This window comes from Mucilaginibacter kameinonensis, assembly GCF_003675385.1.
Classification (GTDB): Bacteria; Bacteroidota; Bacteroidia; order Sphingobacteriales; family Sphingobacteriaceae; genus Mucilaginibacter; species Mucilaginibacter kameinonensis.
Genome location: NZ_RCWZ01000008.1, coordinates 68,774 through 90,803 on the forward strand (window position 1 = coordinate 68,774; position 22,030 = coordinate 90,803).

Here is a 22,030-nt window from a genome sequence, read left to right on the forward strand (position 1 = left end):
AACGCGCGTGCTATCAGAATCCTCTCTGAGACCTCTGATGAGACGGTATACCTTTTGAAAGAGATCATAAACAGCGTCATTGCGAGGCACGAAGCAATCGCGAACTACACAAAGCGGCCTTGTAAATCGGAGATTGCTTCGTGCCTCGCAATGACGCTTTGACATTATACATCACGTTTCGCTCAGTCCTACTGCAACAACAACTTCAAATTAATGCCAAAGTTGGTGAACGACGTATTAAAGGTTTGCGAAGTGTAAGGCTTGGTAAGGTTCGAGTCGTAAAATAAATTCAGGTTAAAACGCTGATTGATCACATAATCAATAGACGGCCTAACGGTTATGTTCTGCGCACCTGATGAAATCTCGGCCGATTCAACATCTGCACGGTAAATGAGTGTTTTGTTATCCCGAAGCGAAAAATCAAGCTTAAAGTTTACGTCCTTATGCTGGATACCTTCAAACCAGCCAAACGGGAAATGAAAATCTTTAGTGTGATAGCCAAAGCCCAGAACAATGATCTTTTCATTTTGCTGTGCCAGCTGACTGTTGAGCATACTCAAGCTTAACGAACGGCTTTGTCGATACTCGGCATTGGCGGTCATACTATTTTTAAAACGCATACTCGCACCCAGCAGGGGTACAAATTGTTCAAAAATGGTAACCTGCGAAAATTGATATAACGGGAGGAAATCATTGTTCAGGTCACGGGCAGATGAAGCTCCATTGGCTTGCTGGTATTGCAATAACGATGTAAAACCGCTTACGTTATATGATGAGCGGTAGCCATGGCTCAAATCAAATGAATCAAAAATATCCTGGAACCAGGAGATCTTGCTTAAGCCGTTGTAAGTAACCTGCCAGTTAGGTATCGGGATTTTAGGAAACTGCGACAGGTTACTACCCGAAGCATTTTTACCCGCATAAGCAGCTAAAAACGCCGGTACCAGTACGTTTTGTGAATTGGGCCCATAACCATCGGCATAGCCGTCGGTAACGCCGCTTGAATTTGGATTGGTACGCCCTAATCTTTGTGATATCACAGTACGGGCATCCAAAAATTTCTGGAAGGTGCTGGATACATTGTTAATCCCCTTTGCTGATTCAAAGGCAGTACCAATGGTAAGGAATGATACGCTATAGTTCCCCGATGTAACCGGGCTCAGCGTTTCAATACTATTGCTTGATGCCAGGTATTTAAAATTGGCCTGGTAATTATGATCCTGCGTTTTAAATGCGGTAAGCTCAATCCGCAGATCTTTAAAGGGTTCTATAATGCCTCTAAAGTGCATATCTTCATTGAGCGACGTGGTATACAGCTGATTTTGCAGGGTATCTTTAGTGATCCAGCCGTTGGCAACCGCCTTGACCCTGATATCTGTCTGGCTGCCTAACAAAAAGCCCAACCCGGGAGCGCTTCCATCTGCGCCAAAAAAGCCCGACTGTGGTAAGTATCCCGGTAAAAAGGTGCCCTGCGTACGGGTATAGGTGGCGCTCAGGTTTTTAACACTGGTTAGCAAGCCAATCAGAATGTTGTTCTTTTTATTGGGATTATTTGCCTTGCGGATAAAAGGGAACTTATTATACAGCGAAACCATGTTCAAAGTTGGGTTAAGCTGAATAGCCCTTGAGTTTTGGATGCTGTTACCCACATCATAATTGGTGCTGTTAATAGCAAACAGCGGCTGCGTTTGCCAGTTAAAGTGTGTGCTGTAACGGGCCACGGCCGATACCCAATCCAACCCCGGAATTTTGTTGATAGGTACCGTATAATTAAAGTTGATGGTGTGATTATAGTTGGTAGTACGGCCAAGCTTCTTCAGGTTATCCCAAAGGGTATCGCGCTTTAAACCATTGATACGTCCTGCAGGCTCATCCACTACCGATAAATTGGTAGCATCGATATCCATTTGTAAAGATTTCGACAAGTTCCAGCCGATGCCATATACACGGGTTATGTTGAAATACTTGTTGAATGTAGTTGTAGGGATAGGGATATAATTATTAGGATCGTTATCCCGCAGGGTGTTCTCGGAATAAAAACGATCAAAGTTAATACTGAAATTCAACCTCGACGGCAACAAGCTAAAGTTCAAATCCCTGAACAAGGCCAACATATTGCTTTTAATGATCTTGGCAAACGGACTATAATATTTTGGCTGATTGGTATAGTTATAAGCGAGTGTAAGGTTATACGTTTTCTCCACATCATTCTGTGTCACAAAATCATGATGGTTGTATTCGGTATAGGCGTAAGTGGCGTTAAAGTTTTCAATATCCCAAATGTGGTTAATGGCATTCTGGTTTGTCCTGGCCTTATGCACATTGGTAAAGTTGATGCTTTTACGGGTAGTAATATCAATAGCCGCGTTCCGGATAGAGTCGCGCTCTTTTGTGCTGGTAGCGGCTGCAAGCGATGCCTTCAATTCAACATCCGGCGCGCCGGGATCATATTGCGGCATGCTCCTTTGCGATGATAAATTGATATACGCCGGAATATGGATACCGCTTTTATCCGGGAAAAACTTGCCCAGTTCAACATTAGCCGACACATCATAAGTTTGATCATCGCTTTGGCTCCGATCATTCAGCCTTGAATCCAAAGTACCAAAACCAATGGTTGTTTTACTGCCCGATACGGTGATATCGGCAAAGTCGGCGAGCTTGGCATCAATCCTTGCGGTGGCCGCCCATCCACCGCGCTGATCAAAGTCGGTAAGGCGCAGCTCATCAAACCAAACTGTTCCCGATTTATCCAAACCATCATCCGGAATAGCATTAGTGCCTTTATAAGGGTTCCGTACGCCCAGCATAATGGTACGCAGTTTACTTAAGTCGGGCTGTCCCTTGATATAAACTACCTTATCTCCCTCAGTATATTTGAACAACTGATTGTATGCTACATTGGAGTGATTGCGGGCAAGTTTTGCACGTACAAGCAGATCAAGTTCCAGGTCCATTTCATTAACATCGGGCCAGATAGCTGCCGGATCGCTGGTGCCCGGCTGGGTTATTTTCAAAGGTAGCTCATACTCGTAATAGTTATCCTGGTAATCAACTCCCAAGCGGATAAACGCGTTCAGGTCATTATCTTTTAAATAATCACCTTCGGCATGGATAAACATTTGCAGGCGTTTGTACTTACGCAGGTCATTATAAAACGTGCGGAAAGCGGCTCTTGAATAACCATCGCGCAGGCTCTTTACGTTGATCGATAAAGACTGCTCGTTAAGCTTGGTATTGGTTTGCAGGTTATTGTAATTACGCTGGCGGTTAATACCCGGTGGCACCACATAAGGAATAGGTGTACGGTTACCGTTTTCTTCAATATTTACCGCCTGCACGTCAATGGTCGAATTGTCTATAGGCGGGTTTTGAATGGCCGGATCAGCAATTACATTCAGCGGATTTTTCTCGGTATTGAAAGCACGCCATTCACCGCGTACCAATTCAAGCGTAGCAAAACGAAGTACTGCTGTATCGGCAAAGTTGGTCATGAACATCCTCATGAAGCGGATGGCCTTAAAATCCTGGATGTTGCCTACCCTCGACTGATAATCAGTGATCGGGATCCGGAACTGGTACCAGTTAACAGCCTGCGTTGTACCATTGGGCAGCTTTACCTGTGCGGTAACTTTATCGCTGATATAATTTTGACCCACCACCATATCGGCCGGACGCATAGACACTTTATACTGAAAGTACGAATCTTCCTGGCTCATGTTATTGTCGCGGTTAATATCCTCGCCATCGGGCAGTGAGGTTGAGGCCGAGTTTTGCAAACCAAGTTCGGCCTGCGATTGCTGAGCCGTTTTAGAGTTACCATCGGTACCGTTGTATTTGCTGTAACGGTCAAGAATGCCGGCGCGGGCCTGATCGAGCGCGGGGCCCTGGTAATATTGATAATCGTCAGATGAAGGGTCGGCCGCATAAGTATTTGCAGCTTGCGCGTTCAGCTGACCCTTTATCTGTTGTACAACGGGCGCAAATTTAGTTTGCTCGTCCTGATCGTTCATACCATCCAAACCAACGTCTTGCAGTTTACGGGCATCGGGATTATTATCAAAAGCGTTAACAACCGGTTGTAGCTTGGATACGCGGCCCCAATTGGTTTCATCAACCTTGGTCATATCACCATCTACAGGTAAACTGTTCTCTAAACTTTTGCGTCCGTCTTTTAAGATATCCTCAGAGATAGAGCCCAGGTTAAAATAAAGATCACCACCTGCGGAGTTTGGTTTATAAATAAATGGATCAAGCACCCAAAACTCAATGTATGATACGTTTAATGATTCAAAATCGTTGGTTTCCAATTTCCTGAACATACCGCCCCAACGGGTTTTAGGATTTTGTAAGGTCCCATCGGGATTAATGCCTGTTGTTGTATAGTTGTAAGGGCCACGAATGGTTGGGTAAAAAGCCATGTTCAACGTGGCCAGGCTAAGCGGCTGGCCGGTGGCCGATTGCTTGTAAGGAAATACTTCCTGCTCAATCACCTGCCTTACGTAGTGATTGGAAAGCTCGCTTCTTGACACTGGGATAGAACCTGTATTGGTATAAAATATAGGGTCGATATTATAGAAAGCCAGCCTCGCACGGTTGTAACCATAACTCAGGTTATCAAACAAAGTCGATTCGGTAAACAGTTGCGGGGTACCCGAAATTTGCCAGGCGTTGGCGGCCTTAACATCAATTACCGACTGGCTATTTTCAAAGTCATCAAGATACGATGTTCCATTTTTTGAACCTGCGAAGTTCAACGCTCCGGGACTACCCGGCATCAGTTTGGCAAACTCGCCATAAAAATTGATGGATGATGGCACTTTGGTATGAATACCGGGGATCTTGTCAACGAGCCTTGTTAAGAAACGTGAGTTTGAACTGTAGTTAGCGTCAAAACCCCAGATTGTATTTGAAATAGATTCTTCGCCCGCTACTTCATTTTGGGTAAGCGGCTGCTCGGTAAGGTGCATCAAAGTAGCGCCTAATTGAAGTTTGTCGCTGGCGTGGTAGTCGAGCCTTGTACCGTACAGCGATTTTTGCTGAACACCAAACAACTCATTATTCTCCAATTTTACAGTAATAGGCTGTCCGGACGATAACAGCGCCTGGTTCAGGATCCTGATCCGGCCGGCATTGTAATCAACCGTATAATCATTTCCCTCCTGTAGTTTTACGGTACCGGCAGTAACATTTACCGAACCCTGCGGAATATTAACCGCGTTCAGCTGGTATTCCGAACCACCTGTTGAGGTATACGTACCCTTAATAACATACCTGTTTAAAGCCGGGAAATATTGCTGCGCTATGGTTTTGGTTGAATCATACAAGGCCTGGTAAACATATCGTTTAGTCAGGTCGGTTTCGCCGGGGGTAAATTGTGCGGCCAGATCCGAACCAAAAGGTTCCACTACCGGGAATGAAATGCGTCCGTTTTGCGAATCGATAGTGATGCCCTCCAAAAAGTCAAAGTAACCATCTGGCTTTTTATCACTTTGCTGGTTCAGGTTATCAAGCCCTGCTATCTGCAACCATAATTTACCTTTGGTATTTTGCCCCTCTTCCATTACCGTTTTTTCGATACCCGATTTATCATCAAGGCGGGTAACAGTTAACTTAAAATTGGTTGGGGCTATCTGGAAAGCACCAAGGGAGTAAATGTTTTTCATCATCAAATCCCAGGTTGGCAGGTTGGTTTTCAGCAACTCGCCTTTCAGCAACTTTACAAAGAGTACGTTAGGCGTATTGGGGTTAACAGCAACGTCGCTACTGAACTCACCTACCTGGTACTGTACACCGTTAACTGTGTACTGGTAGGCCACTGCCAGTACCTCATCATTATTTAAAGGATAATTTAGGGAGATATAACCTAACTGCGGGTGCAGGGTGTACTCCTTATCGGTAAGCTTACGGGCGTAGGTTAGTTTTGAATAGTTATCTGTACTGCCCGATCCCTGGAAAAAATTAGCGACATCATTAGAGTTGGTAAGCCTTGCATTTTGAGGCAAAACCGATAACAGGTTATTGGACTGCTGTGCAAAACCAGGGCCTTTAAAACCGGCAGGTAAGGCGCTGCCACCGCCAACAATCCTTGTTTTATTGTACGGGTTATTTTCGCCCAAATCAATAAAGCCTAATATATCGCGGGAGTCAGTTGTTACGTTGGTACGGTTGGTTGTCCAAACCTCAATTTTAGTAATGTTGATATTGGAGCTAATGATCGGGATGTTGGCTAAGGCCCGGTTGTAATTGTTCCTGAAATATTGTGATAGGAAGAAGTGTTTGTTAGCCTCGTAATCCGCAGGTGTTAACCTAAACTCGCCCTGCTGAGAGCCATTGGTAATGGTGATAGTTTTTGATTGCGACCGCTGTTGCGAAAAGATACTGGTAACATCTAACCGGCCAAATTTCAGTTTGGTTTTAACGCCAAAAAGCGCCTGGCTACCGGTAATCAATGTTGTATTGAGCGGCATGCTAACCGTACCGGCTTCAATTTTTTGAATGATCTCATCCGGCGAACCTGTGTAGTCAAGCTTGATCTGGTTTTCAAACTGGAACTGCGCATCGGTGTTGTAATTGGTAGTGATCTTTAATTTATCGCCTATGTTACCGGTTACATTCAGTTGGATGCGCTGATCGAAATTAAAATTGAACTGACTGCGTTGGCGGGTATTAAAAAGCGGGTTCTGATTTTTATTTACTTGCCCCGCCAATATCATCTCTGCCGATCCTTGCGGCCGGATATCAATCACCGAACTTCCAAAGATCTGTTCAAACGTACGGCTCCTCACTTTAATGGGCGGTATAAACCCCGGCTGCTGAGAGTCGTAAGCATAATTATCGGCCAGTTGCTGAAAATACCCCCGTTGAGTTGATCGTTCCTTAAGCCTTAAATATTGTTCAAACGTGAGGTATTGCGGCGGGCGATAAAGCAGGTTCCCTACTCTTTCATATAAAATATAACGGTTTGTGGCCGGGTCATATTCAATGGTACGCACCAAATTGGCCGGATCAGCATTGAAAATACCTTCCCTCATCCGCTGGCTTCGTGGCGCGGTTAGGTTTATTGGTACATTTGATTTGGTTGTATCATTTTTGGCCGCAGGAGTAGGCTTTTGTTGTGCATACACATTACCCAGCCCCCCGAACACCACAATGAACAACACACTTATAAGTGTCTTATAAGTAAATACTTTGGTCAAAAGTTAGTAGATATATATCCGTAATTATAGAGTTTTTAAAGCGAACTTAATAAGCTCTTCAACCGTTAATTCGCCATTATTTTTCTTAATCTCCTGATCCAATACTTTTTCGGCTGTGTTGCGTGCAAAACCCAGCATCACCAATGCCGACAAGGCTTCATCCTTAACGGTCTGGCTTACCGGTACAACGGTTAATGTATCCGGGCCTTCCTTGCGCAGCTTATCCTGCAGCTCCAAGATAATACGCTGGGCCGACTTGGGGCCGATGCCTTTTATCCGTTGGATCAGCGAAACATTTCCGTTTACAATAGCCGCCTGGATTTCGGCCGGGGTTATGGATGATAACATCATCCTTGCCGTATTTGGCCCTATGCCCGAAATGGAGATCAAATGTAAGAACAACCTGCGCTCACCTTCGGTAGCAAAACCATAAAGGGTGTGCGCGTCCTCTTTTACGTGTAACCACGCAAAGAGTTTGCATTTTTCGTCTTCGCCTATGCCCGAATAGGTATTTACAGAAATATTGATATGATACCCTACCCCTCCTGCATCAATAACCACATACGACGGGCTTTTAAACATTAGTTTCCCACTAATATAATCATACATATATTATTACTTTATTAAGTTTATTAAAACAAAGATTTTGCAGGCTAAACCGCCTCTACAGTGATTATCCAAAGATAAAATTCCGGCGTCATTATATTAATATAATGACAAACAAAAAGCTGCGGTATCCTCAGCTAAAAAAATAAAGACGCTAAGCGTTTCAATGCCAGCGTCTTTATCAAAAGATATACTTATTTATTAAGTTAAATATTAACTGTTAGCAGCGGCTTTTGCCTGTGCGTCAACCACAGCAATGGTAACCATGTTTACAATTTCGCGCACCGAACTGCCTAATTGCAGTACGTGTACCGGTTTCTTCAAGCCAACCAATATAGGGCCTACCGCTTCGGCTCCACCTATCTCCTGTAAAAGTTTGTAGGCAATATTACCTGATTCCAGGTTAGGGAAGATCAGCGTATTTGCCGGTTTTCCATTAAGCGTTGAGAACGGAAAGTTATCCGCAAGCAAATCTGCATTAAGCGCAAAGTTGGCCTGCATATCACCATCAACTACCATATCCGGATACTTTTCATGTAGGATAGCTACTGTCTCACGTGTTTTTTCAGGAACCTCGCCCTCATTTGAACCAAAGTTTGAATATGATAACACCGCAATCCTTGGGCTGATATTAAATTGCTTTACTGAACGCTCTATGAGCACTGTAATATCCACGAGGTCATTAACACCAGGATTTACATTCACAGTGGTATCACCAAAAAATACCGGACCTTTAGCGGTGATCATCATGTACATACCTGCAACACGGTTCACTCCTTCTTCGGTACCTATAATTTGTAGTGCAGGCTTTACTGTGGTTACATAGTTTTTGGTTAAGCCGGAGATCAGCGCGTCGGCGCGGCCAAACTGCACCATGCAGGCGCCGTAGTAGTTACGGTCTACCAATTGCTTTTTAGCCTCATACAGGGTTATCCCTCTGCGCTGGCGTTTATTGTATAAAAACTCAGCGTACTCGTCCATGTGCTCACAGCCTTCGCGCGGGTCGATGATGTGCACATCTCCTAAATCAAGGTCGTTATCCTGGATAATCTTTTTGATCCTTGCTTCGTTACCCAATAAAATAGGAGTAGCAATACCCTCTTCTTTTACAATCTGGGCAGATCTCAGGATTTTATAATTATCAGCCTCGGCAAATACAACACGTTTAGGGTCTTGTTTTGCTTTGGCGGTGAGGTTACGTAATAACTTGTCATTAGTGCCTAAACGTGACCTTAATTCTTCCTGGTAAGCATCCCAATCGGTGATCACTTTACGGGCCACACCAGATGCTATAGCTGCTTTTGCCACCGCCATAGATACTTCGGTGATCAGCCTTTGATCCATTGGTTTCGGGATGATATAATCTTTACCAAATTTAAGGTTGGTAAGGTTATACGCCAGGTTAACCGCTTCCGGAACAGGCTTTTTAGCCATCTCGGCAATAGCATGTGTAGCGGCAATCTTCATTTCTTCGTTAATAGCCGTTGCCCTAACGTCAAGCGCTCCACGGAAGATATACGGGAAACCAAGCACGTTATTCACCTGGTTAGGAAAATCTGAACGACCAGTTGCCATAATGATATCGTTGCGGGTGCCGGCTGCAAGGTCATAATCAATTTCGGGCACCGGGTTGGCCATAGCGAAAACGATAGGCTTTTTGGCCATCGTCTTCAACATATCCGGCGTTACTACATTACCTGCCGAAAGACCAACAAACACATCGGCATCCTTCATGGCGTCGGCCAGTGTTTTTACATCGGTACGGGTAGTGGCAAACTCCATCCTGATATCATCAAGATCGGTACGTTCCTGGTTTAAAACGCCGTTGATGTCAAACATCACCAGGTTCTCTTTTTTAACACCTAATGACAGGTACATTTTTGAACATGATACCGCGGCGGCACCTGCACCGTTAACTACCATCTTTATCTTATCCAGCTTTTTACCCTGTATTTCGCAGGCATTCATCAAAGCCGCACCCGATATAATGGCGGTACCATGCTGGTCGTCATGCATTACCGGGATATTCATTTCGGCTTTTAGTCTGCGTTCAATTTCAAAGCAGGTTGGGGCCGAAATATCTTCAAGGTTTACACCACCAAAAGTGGGTTCAAGTGCCTTAACTATATTTACAAAATCATCAACACTTTTGGCGTTCAGCTCAAGGTCGAATACGTCGATATCCGCATAAATCTTAAAAAGCAGGCCCTTACCTTCCATTACCGGCTTGCTGGCCTCAGGACCAATATTGCCTAAACCAAGCACGGCAGTACCATTACTGATCACCGCTACCAGGTTGCCTTTGGCGGTATATTTATAAACATCTTCGGTATTATCAGCAATCTTCAAACATGGTTCGGCTACACCCGGAGAGTAAGCCATAGTTAAGTCGCGCTGCGAATTTGTTGGTTTGGTAGGTACAACTTGTATCTTCCCGGGACGGCCTTGAGAGTGGTAATTCAGCGCGTCCTGTTTTCGGTTAGTTTTATTCATTTTTTTCAAATTGAAGCGCCCAAAATTACAATTCTTTTTACGGAACAAGCATAAAAAAGCCCCTTTTTACGATTATGTTAAAAAGAGGATAAAATACGGTTAATGTTTTGATAAGATGCGTTTAAAAGATTGTATTTAGCAAAAATCTACTTTTTCTTTTTTGCTTTCTCCGTGTTCTTTTGTACCCTGAACTTTACAATTTTGGTGATCAGTTCCAATGGAATCGGCTCATCTAACGGAAACTGAACCGAACCTTTAGCGCCTTTATAGCCCGAAAGTTCTTCTTTAAATTCTTCCAAACCCTGTGGGGCCGGGTAAAAACCAATGTGATTTTTAAAGCCGCCGAAATGTACCAGGTTGCCGTTAAGGATAAACGTGGGAATAGCGTATTTGATAGCCTCTTCAGCATCCGGAGCGGCTGCCTTTATCGTGGCGCGTACCAACTGTAATTTCTGCTGAACATCCTCCGGGAAACCGGCGATGTATTCATCAATATTTTCTTTTGGCTTTTCCATGTTGATGAGTGATTGGTTGAAATAAATCTACGAAGCTTTTTTGGTTATTTAAATTCTGTAGTTGCAAACTACAGGCATAATCGTTCGAAGACAGAGTCTTCGAACAGCGGCGTCTTCGACCAGCGGAAAAAAGCCATGTCATTGCGAGGAGGTACGACGAAGCAATCTCGTAGCTATACAAGTCGGACATGCATTGGCTACGAGATTGCCACGCTTCGCTCGCAATGACATGTATTTTGTTTATTTCCAAAGTAACTTTCAAAAGCGGGCAAAAAACAAATCCGAAAGCTGTATTTCAACTTTCGGACATCGGATTATTTTAATCCTGTAGTTGCAAACTACAGGATTAATTATCCGAAGACAGAGTCTTCGGATAGCGGATTTGTTTACATCCCAGACATCGGTTGCGGAAGGTTCTTATTTTCTAATAAACTTTCTTCAAAAAGGCGTCATTGCGAGGAACGAAGCAATCCCAAACTATACAGGGCGGACCTGCTAACCGGGGATTGCTTCGTTCCTCGCAATGACGCCTTTTATAATTCTATTATATACTAATATAAAACTTAATTCTTCGAATACCCACCGTCATCCTGCACATTGGCGGCAACTTCACCAACTGATACTTTCAGCATAGCGCCTACCGGTGCGCGGTTAGTTTTAAGATGGTTCCAAACCTTCAGATCTGATACTTCGCAGCCAAACTTATCAGCTATAGAGGCAAGGGTTTCGCCTTTTCTTACTTTATGATGGGTTGGAATATGGCGCTCAGATTTAGCAGTTGAATATTGAACAGCAGCATATGTAGCCGGTTTAGCCGCAACTGTTGATATTGGAGCATCAACGCCGTTTAATACATTGTACAAAGCAGCATAATTACCTTTTGCAGTTTGCGGAATAATAAGCCTGCGTGGTGTTTTAGGGCTTCCGTTAACTACAGCCATCCGGTACGATGGATTAAGGATAGTGATTTCCCTTAAGCTAACATCAAGTGCCTGGGCAACGTTGCTCAAAGGCACTACCCTTTTCACCATCACCGTATCGGTACGTGTAGAGAAGTTACAGGCCTGCGCCACAATGTTATGCTTATTAAAATAGTTCATTACATAATTCATGGCAATGAAAGCCGGTACATAGCCCCGGGTTTCAACTGGCAGGTACTGGCGGATACTCCAGAAATCAGTTACGCCACCTGCTTTTTCAACAGCGCGCTCTACATTGCTTTTACCGCAATTGTACGATGCGATGGCCAGCAGCCAGTCGCCAAATTCCTGGTAGGCATCTTTTAAGTAAGCAGCAGCAGCATAGCTCGACTGGATAGGATCACGGCGTTCATCAACATAGTTATCCATGTTAAGGCCATAAATTTTTGCGGTGGTACCCATAAACTGCCAAAGACCTGTTGCTCCAACCCTTGATACCGCGTTAGGATCAAGCTTTGATTCAACAATAGACAGGAACTTTATTTCATCGGGGATGCCGGCCTCGCGGAAAGCTTTTTCGTAAATGGGGAAGTAATATTTGGTTAAGCCGGCAACCTGTCCCATTTCATCGCGGTTGTGCATATACAGGTCGATATAGGCCTGAACATATTCATTATAGTCAAGCTGGATATCCTTACGGATAGAATCTAACCTGCGTTTATACATACCACCGTATGAACTTAAGGGCATTGGCTGATTAAGTACCGGTAAAATGGTGGTATCAGCATTTATAGCATCTGAGTTAACCCTGGTTACCAGGTTTACTTGCTTAACTGTTTTTGCCGAATTGGTTGTTATTGATTCGGCCTGTAAAATTTGGAGTGATAAGAGGCAAATGGTCAGCGTAAATAATCTCTTCATTTATTCAGGGATTTGATTAATTTATAATGCCCAAAGCATCAGCATTTTACTAAAATATCATTTTTATTACAGTTCAAGAAAATATTTGGCAAAATCTAATAGCTGCTGCTCGCCAAAGTGCTTTGTTAATAACTGTAAACCTAACGGCAAACCATTGCTGTTATTGCCCGTAGGTATTGATATAGCCGGAACACCGGTTAAAGAGGCTTGTACGGTAAATATGTCAGAAAGATACATTACCACCGGATCTTTCTCTTCCTTACCTATTTCAAAGGCCGGTTCAGGAGCCGATGGCACCAATATAAAATCGTACTCTTCCAGTATCTGGTTGGTTTTTTCCTGTATCAGTCGGCGTACCTTTTGTGCCTTGGCATAATAAGCGTCATAATATCCGGCGCTTAGTACAAAGGTGCCCGTCATAATGCGGCGCTTTACTTCTTTGCCAAAGCCTTCAGAACGCGAACGTTTATAAGTGGATTGCAGATCGGTAGCCAGCGGACTGCGATAGCCGTAATGTACACCATCATACCTTGCCAGGTTTGATGAGGCTTCGGCCATCGCCAGGATGTAATAGGTCGGCACAAGGTATTCCAGTAGTTCAAATGCTATTGGGGTAACCGTGTGGCCATCGGCACGCAACTTATCTATATATTGTATGAGGTTTTCTTTTACTTCATTATCAACACCCGGGCTTGATATAGCTTCCTGAAGATAAGCTATCTTCTTTTTACCCGGTTTTTGAAGATTGGTATATGAAGCAGTAGGCGGAGTTTGCGATAGTGTGCTGTCGAAATCATCAGGCCCGGCGAGTACTTCAAGCAATAAAGCGGCATCTTCAACCGATTTGGTGATTGGGCCAACCTGGTCAAACGATGATGCATAGGCGATAATGCCATGCCTTGAAATTGTTCCGTAAGTTGGTTTTAACCCAACAACGCCACAAAAAGAGGCCGGCTGCCTTACCGAACCACCGGTATCGGTACCTAATGCCGCATGGCACATCCCGGCCTGTACAGCTACAGCCGAACCACCCGACGAGCCGCCCGCCACTTTAGTTTCATCAGCATGGTTTTTTACCGGGCCAAAATATGATGACTCATTGGTAGCGCCCATAGCAAACTCATCGCAATTGCAACGACCAATAATCACCGCGTCTTCGGCCAGCAGGCGTTCAACTACAGTTGATGAAAAAATTGAGGTGAAACCAGTCAGAATTTTTGAGGAGGCGTTAACCTCGTGCCCTTTGTAGCAGATGTTATCTTTTATGCCAATAACCATACCGGCTAACTTACCGGCAGTGCCATTTTTTATTTTATTGTCAACATGTTGTGCGGCAAGTAAAGCCTCATCAGCAAACACTTCATTAAAAGCATTCAGATGAGCATTTTTTTCAATCTCGATCAAATAGCCTTTTACAAGACCTTCAACAGTAATTTCCGCACGTTGTAACCCACTCTTTATCTCGGTTAAAGTGGAATAAATATTAGCCATGGGGCTAAAATAAAAAACTTATCTGTTGAAATAAGAAATAAATCAACAGATAAGTTCATATACTAAGTAAAAGCGGCATTAAAACCTAATCCCTATTAGGGAATTAAGCTTTTTTTTCTTCAGATGATGATGAAGATGAGCCTTCGCCGTTTTGCGCGTCTTTAAATTCCTTAACGCCTTTTCCTAAGCCTCTCATTAGTTCAGGGATTTTTTTACCGCCGAATAATAAAAGTATCGCAATGATGATCAGAATAATTTCTGGTGCGCCTAATCCACCCATGATTTTAAGTTTTTATGTATGATTAAATTATATTAAGATTTGTACTCTTCGTGTTTTTCTGCCTCCGAATGATTTTCAGTAGTAGCTTTAGTTAGATTAATATGGCTCTCATGTTCCGGCTCGGCAGGAGTATTTACATGGTAACCGCTCATCGGCATGGTGTTTGGAACATTGTTTTCAACAACAGGCACGTGATGCTCGGCTGTTTCAGGGGCTTCTGAAGCTTTTTCATCTAAAAGCGGAGTTTCCTCTTTTTTAGGTTCCGGCTTTTTGTCTTCGTAATTATTGATCTGGTTATTGATCTCACGCTTAACATCTTCGGATGCGTCTTTAAATTCGCGGATGCCTTTACCCAGGCTTTTTGCCAGGCCAGGCAGTTTTTCGCCGCCAAATAGCATCAATGCTGCAAAAAGTATCAGTACCATCTCGCCTGTACCAATATTTAAAAATAACAAAACTGAACTTAACATAGCATTCTGTTTAAGGATACAAATATATACAATTAAAATTTCTTATCGTTCATAACTAATTAGTTAGGCGCCAGCCAGATCTTAGGGTTAACAGGTGTAGCTCCTTTATAAATTTCAAAGTGAGCCTCTGTTTCGCCTGTCGATGGATCTGTTGCCACCACACCAATAGCTTGTTTGGTGCTTACTTTCTGCCCTCTTGCAACACTAACCGAGCGTAAATTACTGTATGCGGTAAAGTATTCACCATGTACAATAACCACCAGGTAAGTACCGCTCACGTCCATTACTTTTACAACGGTACCGTCAAATATAGCCCTTACCGCACTACCCGAATTGGTACGGATATCCAGACCATTGCTTTCACTGCGGATACCTTCAGGGGTTGTATAAATACCAAATCCCTGCGTTACAATACCATTAGCAACCGGCCATGGCAAACTACCACGGTTACCCAAAAAGTCGTTTGACAATCGGGCTGCTTCAGGCGTAGCATTCAACACGCTTGATGTACTGCGTGCGGCAGCTGGTTTAGCCGGAGCAGGTGCGGCAGGAGCCGGTTTATTTTCGGCCTTTGCCTTGGCAGCTGCAAGCCTTGCAGCTTCTTCCGCACGGCGTCTTTCTTCCTCTTCAGCCCTCCGCCTTGCTTCCTCAATTTCCCTCCGGATCGCGTCGTTTATAGCACGGTTGGTTTTTACAATCTTAGCCTGCAGGTCCTTTTGTTGTTTTTTCAGGATCCCCTCATGCTGCGACAAATCGCTTACCAGCTTAACCTGGTTGGTGCGCTCATTACCCAGCGTTTCTTTTTCTTTTTGCTGATCTTTTAAAAGATTATTTTTTTCATCTTTTGTTCGGTCAAGCTCATTGATCTTAACGTGCAGCTCCTTTTGCGTTCCCTGTATATAATTGGCTTGCCGCTCACGGTATGTACCAAACTGTTGTAAATATTTTAAACGTTTATAAGCCTGGTTAAAGTCTTTTGACGCAAAAAGGAACATCATTTTATTGTACGCGCTCTGGTTGCGGTATGCAAACAGGATCATGGCCGCGTATTCCTTTTTAAGCTGGTCTAACTGTGATTGTAAACTACGTACGTTATTATTACTCTCAGAGATTTGGTTATCCAAATTTCTTACCTCCGAGTTGATATTCTCAATTTTTTCCTGACGCAGGTTTATTTGCGCCTTGAGGATGCTTAACTGCTTTAAAGAGGCCTTTTTATTATTTAAAGTTTCCTGATAATCTTCATTTAATTGTTCAAGCTCTTTGTTTAGCTGAGCTTTTCGGCGTTTTAATTCGTCACTGCTTTGGGCACGTACTGTAACCGCTGCAAACACCAATAATAAAAAGAAAACTGCTTTAAAAAACTTCATCAAATAAACTTTATTAATTATTTGCCAGGCTCGTATCCTTCAGGAATGCTGAAAGGATAGTTTTGCTGTACTTCAAAATCGGCCTTAGTATAATGCAAATTAACTTGTATTTTTTTATCTTTTACTACTGAAGCTATATCTATTTGTGATGGCAGTATCCTGTTTGTTGCCTGGATAAAGGCATTATTGGTTACCTGTAGCGATTGGGCCTGGCCCTGATTATCCAGATTGGTTTGCGTAACCTTATTATCCGGACCAAGTATCAGCTTGTAAACCAGATCATTCAGCACGCCGCTCAACGTAGTGTTACCATCAGCGTGTTCAATGCTGGCCTGCTCGTTAACAAGCTCGGGCACGGCATTGCCAATCAGCAATGATTCCAGCGTTTTATAATTAACCTGTTTACTTGCATAAGTATATATGTAGCTGAACGGCTTTTTAATATAAACACTTTGCAGGCGGTTAATAACCAGGATACTATCGGGCGTTATTACCGCGCGGGCGGCTTCAATGCCTAATACGGCGGTAATAGAAACCCAAATCATTTTATCTTTTGCAATCCTGATGTTCAGCGTAACATCATTGCTGTTGTTATTAATGCTGAGCTTACTTTTCGCCTTACCTGCAAATGTGGTAAAATTCACCTGGCTTGCCCGTATGGCTGCCAGTTTACTGGCAACATCATTGGGCTTCGCTGTCGAATCGGCCTTGCGGGCAACCAACACTTGCTTACGTGCTTTACAGCTTGCCATTACCAACAGGCAGCAAACTATAAGTAAACTATTCGCTATATTTTTTTTCATTTATTTTACGATCTAAAACAGGTGATTGTTCACCAAAGCCTTTAGCCTTTTTCCAGTTAGTTACGGCAGCATCGGTATTCCCAACAAAAAACAATATATCGCCATAATGTTCGTACTTAACCGCACTATTTTCTTTATCATGCGCCAGGGCCTTCTCCATCCACTCTTTTGCCTGGGCGTACTTTTTTTGTTTAAACAGTATCCAGGCATAAGTATCTTCAAACGATGCTGTGTTAGGTTGTAACTCATTGGAATGTGCCGACATAGTAGCCGCCCTTTCCAATTGCTCATTCCTTAACGATAAATAATAAGCATAATTGTTTAAAGTGAATGCATTATCCGGATTGTAGGTCAAGGCCTTATCATAACTCTCGTCAGAACTTTTAATATTCTTTAACTCATGATAGCAATCGCCCAATAATGAAAAACTTAACGAAAGTAGTTCCTTATCCTGAAGTTCTAATGAAGTAGCGTTTTTAACGTAACCAACAGCTTTGTTATTATCCTTTTTTTGCGCCCAGGCCACGCCAACAAGGTAATTCATCCAGGCCTGGTTCGGAAATAACGACAAAGCGTTTTCGCCATCCTTTATGGCGGCATCCAGATCATTATCGCCCAATTCCAACCGTACAAGTTGCTCCTGAACATTATAAACCTGGTCATTAAGTTGTGCCGATTTTTTAAGCACCGGTTTTGCCTCCTTGTATTTGGCATTCTGGATCAGCATATCGCCATAAATAGCAAAAGCCCTGGCATCACCCGGATGTGCAATAGTTAAAATGCGACTCAGCTCAAGGGCGCTCGCTTTGGCACTGGCATCCGGAAACTTGGGGAAATAACCCGAAATGATATTCAGTTTCTGGTCGATACCTATTTCAGGAATAGCGAATCCCTGTGTAAGTTCATTAAAGCTGGCTTCGTTATTTTTTTTATCACGATAGATATCGGCAAGAGCGAAATGAACTAAACCATTCCGCGCATCAAGCTTTTCGGCCTGTTGTAATATTTTAAGCGCTTTGTCACTAAACCCGTTCGAGTTATAGATTTCGCCCAACGCCAGATAATAGCGAATTTCATTAGGATTGGCGGCTATCTGCTTTTCCAATTCAGAAGCGGCAAGATCAACTTTACCCTGTTTTAAATAGATCTTTTGGCGATTGGCTAAAAGGTCATCGCTCGGGCCGTAAAGCTTTTCAATCTGATCATACACTTTTAGCGCATCATCATACCTTTTCAGGATATTTAACGCGTTTGCCTTGTCAAAATAATATTCCGATCTGTCGGGGTTAAGCCTGATAAGCTGATTGAAAACATTTTCGAGTTTATCAATGGTATTGGTTTTCTCATAGCTATCAGCCAGTGCCGCCCAATACCATTCATTATCTTTATTAAGCGCTACTGCCTGCTCTAAAAGTGGCTCAGAGCCGGCAAAATCATTTTGCTGACGTTTAAGGTTTGCCAACTCATACATCGAGGCATCATTAGCAGGATCGGCCTGCAAAATGCGCTCGAACATTTCGGTAGCAAGCTTATAGTTCTCGATTGTTTTTTCGCGCAGGGCCGAAAAGAAGAGCTGCTTAACCAGGGCGCTATCCTGATAGCTCATTACCTTACCCGCATATGCAAGCGTTTTATTATCGGCAACTTTTTTATGCTGAGCGCGTGAGGACAGCGGCAAAATGGCAAGAGGCAAGAATAAAGAAGCAAGAAACGGAGTAGAAAACAAACGTGCTTTCTGCATACCGTTCAACCTAATATTCTTTTCCTTATTCTTCATTCTTCTTGCGTCTTTACTCTAATAGTTTTGATTCTATTTCTTTCTTGTTTCTTAACTCTTAAAGTCTTGGCTCTAAACTTTCCCTGTGTGTCCGTAGCCACCTTCGCCCCTTTGGGTTTCATTAAGCACCTCTACCTGTTCCCAGTTAACACGTTCGTGTTTGGCAACTACCATCTGGGCTATCCTATCGCCGGTATTGATCTCAAAATCCTCAGTCGAAAAATTGATCAGCAATACTTTGATCTCACCACGATAATCGGCATCAATAGTACCCGGCGAGTTAACAATGCCGATACCATGCTTAAATGCCAGGCCGCTTCTCGGGCGGATTTGCGCTTCGAAGCCTTCGGGCAATTCGATATATAAACCTGTTGGAATGAGTTTACGCTCCATTGGTTTAAGCACTACGACAGTTTCTACATCGGCACGCAAATCCATACCTGCCGCGTGAGCGGTTTCATAAGCCGGTAAACTATTTTTTGATTTATTAATTACCCTGATGATCATCGTTTAAATATAGCTTTTAACTCCTTGCGTTCAAAGTAATAAGCTCCGGCCGCAAATAACAATAAAAGCCCGTTACCAACAAAAATATTACGTTTAAATACCGTAAACGACAGAAAAACAAACACTATTGAGACAATTATATACGCAAGGTTCTTTTTTATGTTGTAAGGGATTGGATAATTTTTTTGCCCCCATAAATACGAAAGTACCATCATTGTTGCATAAGCCGCAAAGGAGATCCATGCCGAAGCGATGTAGCTGTATTTAGGGATCAGCAACCAGTTTAACGCTATGGTAAGTACTGCTCCTATGCCTGATATATATAAGCCATATCGGGTTTGATCAGATAATTTATACCACACCGAAAGATTCATATAAATACCAAGGCTCAGGTAACCAAACAATAGCGGCGGCACAACGCCCAAACCCTGCCAAAACGGATTATGAACTATGTGATGTTTTATTACATGTGTTTCCTTCCCAACAATAATAGTTGCCAGGATATCAACATTGGCGGTAAGCGCTACACAAATAACCGCTATCATAATTACAAAGTAAGTCATGATGCGGGCATAGGTTTCGCCAGAGTTTTTGTTTTTGGAATGGCTGAAGAAAAACGGTTCGGCTCCCAACCTGAAAGCCTGTACAAAAAGACTCAAAAACAATGCTATTTTAGCGCAGGTACCATAAATACCAACATGCGTATCAGCAATACTTTGAGGCAGCATCTGTTTCAACATCACCTTATCCAGGGATTCGTTTATGATAAACGATATATTGGCTATCAATACAGGCCAGCTGTATGAAAACATTTCTGCTAACATAGTGCCGTCAAATTTCAATTTCAGCTGTATTACCTCGGGTAACAACAACAAAACGGTAAGGCCACTTGCTATGGCGTTGGCTAAAAATACGTACCCAACCCAGTTTGGCCTGTACCAACCAGCCATCCAAGTTGCACCAGGTAAATGATGACTTAAGATGAACGGAACCCCGAAAAGAAAAAACAGATTGAGCGCCATTACCAAACCAATGTTTGAGCACTTAATTACGGCATACTTAACCGGACGGCCTTCGGCACGAATACGCGCGAACGGAATAACACAAAAAGCATCCAGCACTAAGATCACCAGAAAGCATTTTACATAAAAAGTGTAGTCGGCATGATCTTTTGCTACACCGGCCTGCATGTAATTAACTATGGGATCTAAAAACAGCAAGCAAAAAATCAAGAATAGCACTGACACCATAATAACAACCCCAAAGGCGTTATTATAAACCTGCTGCTTATTATCCGAACGCTTTTGAAGATATCTGAAATAGGTAGTCTCCATACCAAAAGCCAAAATGGCATTGATGATAGAAGCGCTTCCATAAACAGACGTAAAAATACCGTTGGCATTAACCGGTAAAGTGCGGGTATAAATAGGCGTTAGAACGAAGTAGATCATCCGGGAAATAATGGTACTTAAACCATATATAGCAGTTTGCCCGGCAAATTTTTTTATAGTAGACAATGATGATATTTATTTATGAGCGTCTTTTAACAACCTCAAAATTACGATAGTTTTTCAATTCGCCTTCATGGCTTTCAACAGCGCTTACTTCGGCATCCTGAGGACCTTCATTACACCAGTCCAGAAACATATCAAGTGTGGAATTATCGGCTTCGGCTTCCATGTACACATCGCCGTTAGGCTCATTTAATATGAAACCACGTACACCAAGCTGATCGGCAACCGCTTTGGTTGATTTACGGTAGAAAACGCCCTGCACTTTGCCTTTAACTGTAATATTAAGATGTTTTATCATCAGTATTTATAGATATTTGATAGAAGCCGAAAGCTTAATGCACAAAGCCTAAAGCTAACAGACCGGTATTGACAATTGTGTTATCTGAAAACGTTAACAGATTATGTACAACTGTTGCAAAGTTAACTTTTTTCCTGCTAAGCAACCCGTTTAACTTAACAAGCGTACTTACAGTAAAAGTATCACAATTTAAACGGGATCGACATAACATTAAAAAATCTATTTTATGAAAAAAATTATTTTTTCCGCGCTGATCGTCGCTTTTACAGCTTTTTCGGCATTCGCGATTTTTAGCAACTGGAAGGTTAAGGGAGACGAAGCCCAGGTAACTTTTGAAGGGCACAGGGTAAGCGGCTCATTCAGCGGACTAAAAGCCGAGATCAGTTTTGACAAGGACCATCCCGAGGCTGCTAAAATTTCGGCTACCATTGATGTAACCACAGCGGCAACTGGTTTTTTCATTAAAACCAGTCACGTAAAATCGGCCTTAGGTGCCGATGATTACCCGACAATTAAATTTGAATCGACCTCGGTATCAAAAAGCGGCAATGGTTATGTGGCCAATGGTAAATTAACCATGAAAGGCAAAACCAACCCTGAATCTATCCATTTTACATTTGAAGATAAAGGCAACGAAGGCGTATTTAAAGGAGATTTTAAAGTGCTGCCTCCAAAATACGGCATCGACAGAAGCGGAACCCCTCCCGAAGTTACCATCCATTTGACGGTACCGGTGAGTAAGGGGTAAGTATATAAATTCATGTCATTGCGAGGAGCGATAAGGCAAAAGCGCGAGGCGACGTGGCAATCTCGTAGCGATACAGAGTGGAGACGCATTGGCTACGAGATTGCCGCGCTTCGCTCGC

The 22,030-nt window shown here is 43.1% G+C and carries 15 protein-coding genes; 1 reads left to right on the plus strand and 14 read right to left on the minus strand.

Annotated elements, in window-relative coordinates; all coding sequences use genetic code 11:
• Positions 1-188: 188 nt before the first annotated feature.
• From sov to EAH55_RS29765, 14 genes are all read right to left on the minus strand, one after another.
• A complete protein-coding gene (sov, locus tag EAH55_RS29700) occupies positions 189-7,199 on the minus strand; it encodes a T9SS outer membrane translocon Sov/SprA (protein ID WP_244228404.1) in 7,011 nt (2,336 codons plus the stop codon).
• 24 nt (positions 7,200-7,223) lie between these two features.
• The gene (gene ruvA, locus EAH55_RS29705; protein ID WP_112575625.1) at positions 7,224-7,808 is read right to left on the minus strand and encodes a Holliday junction branch migration protein RuvA; all 585 of its coding nucleotides are present in this window, start codon (positions 7,806-7,808) and stop codon (positions 7,224-7,226) included.
• A gap of 210 nt (positions 7,809-8,018) precedes the next feature.
• On the minus strand, positions 8,019-10,298 hold the full coding sequence (locus EAH55_RS29710; protein ID WP_121812890.1) for an NADP-dependent malic enzyme: 2,280 nt from the start codon (positions 10,296-10,298) through the stop codon (positions 8,019-8,021).
• Between the two features lie 146 nt (positions 10,299-10,444).
• Positions 10,445-10,813 (minus strand): iron chaperone, encoded by a 369-nt coding sequence (locus EAH55_RS29715; RefSeq protein ID WP_121812891.1) that lies wholly within the window; start codon positions 10,811-10,813, stop codon positions 10,445-10,447.
• Between the two features lie 563 nt (positions 10,814-11,376).
• Positions 11,377-12,654: a lytic transglycosylase domain-containing protein gene (locus EAH55_RS29720; RefSeq protein ID WP_121812892.1), complete on the minus strand. Its 1,278-nt coding sequence runs from the start codon at positions 12,652-12,654 to the stop codon at positions 11,377-11,379.
• Between the two features lie 66 nt (positions 12,655-12,720).
• Positions 12,721-14,145 (minus strand): Asp-tRNA(Asn)/Glu-tRNA(Gln) amidotransferase subunit GatA, encoded by a 1,425-nt coding sequence (gene gatA, locus EAH55_RS29725; protein WP_121812893.1) that lies wholly within the window; start codon positions 14,143-14,145, stop codon positions 12,721-12,723.
• Between the two features lie 103 nt (positions 14,146-14,248).
• Positions 14,249-14,425: a Sec-independent protein translocase subunit TatA/TatB gene (locus EAH55_RS29730; protein WP_091219083.1), complete on the minus strand. Its 177-nt coding sequence runs from the start codon at positions 14,423-14,425 to the stop codon at positions 14,249-14,251.
• A 32-nt stretch (positions 14,426-14,457) separates the two neighbouring features.
• Positions 14,458-14,895, minus strand: coding sequence for a Sec-independent protein translocase subunit TatA/TatB (locus EAH55_RS29735; RefSeq protein WP_112575630.1), 438 nt, complete (start codon positions 14,893-14,895; stop codon positions 14,458-14,460).
• 59 nt (positions 14,896-14,954) lie between these two features.
• On the minus strand, positions 14,955-16,265 hold the full coding sequence (locus tag EAH55_RS29740) for a murein hydrolase activator EnvC family protein (RefSeq protein WP_121812894.1): 1,311 nt from the start codon (positions 16,263-16,265) through the stop codon (positions 14,955-14,957).
• 17 nt (positions 16,266-16,282) lie between these two features.
• Positions 16,283-17,068, minus strand: coding sequence for a DUF4292 domain-containing protein (locus EAH55_RS29745; protein WP_121812895.1), 786 nt, complete (start codon positions 17,066-17,068; stop codon positions 16,283-16,285).
• Positions 17,046-18,845: a tetratricopeptide repeat protein gene (locus EAH55_RS29750; protein ID WP_121812896.1), complete on the minus strand. Its 1,800-nt coding sequence runs from the start codon at positions 18,843-18,845 to the stop codon at positions 17,046-17,048. Before EAH55_RS29750 ends, EAH55_RS29745 begins: the two co-directional genes overlap by 23 nt.
• A gap of 72 nt (positions 18,846-18,917) precedes the next feature.
• Positions 18,918-19,352 (minus strand): dUTP diphosphatase, encoded by a 435-nt coding sequence (dut, locus tag EAH55_RS29755; protein ID WP_121812897.1) that lies wholly within the window; start codon positions 19,350-19,352, stop codon positions 18,918-18,920.
• Positions 19,349-20,869, minus strand: coding sequence for an oligosaccharide flippase family protein (locus tag EAH55_RS29760; protein WP_121812898.1), 1,521 nt, complete (start codon positions 20,867-20,869; stop codon positions 19,349-19,351). Before EAH55_RS29760 ends, dut begins: the two co-directional genes overlap by 4 nt.
• Positions 20,870-20,882: 13 nt before the next feature.
• Positions 20,883-21,164 carry an acylphosphatase gene (locus tag EAH55_RS29765; protein WP_317127619.1) on the minus strand — a complete coding sequence of 94 codons (282 nt, stop codon included), beginning with the start codon at positions 21,162-21,164 and terminating at the stop codon, positions 20,883-20,885.
• Positions 21,165-21,390: 226 nt separating this feature from the next.
• Here EAH55_RS29765 and EAH55_RS29770 point away from each other — a divergent pair, with 226 nt between their 5' ends.
• Positions 21,391-21,912 carry a YceI family protein gene (locus tag EAH55_RS29770; RefSeq protein WP_112575636.1) on the plus strand — a complete coding sequence of 174 codons (522 nt, stop codon included), beginning with the start codon at positions 21,391-21,393 and terminating at the stop codon, positions 21,910-21,912.
• Positions 21,913-22,030 lie beyond the last annotated feature (118 nt).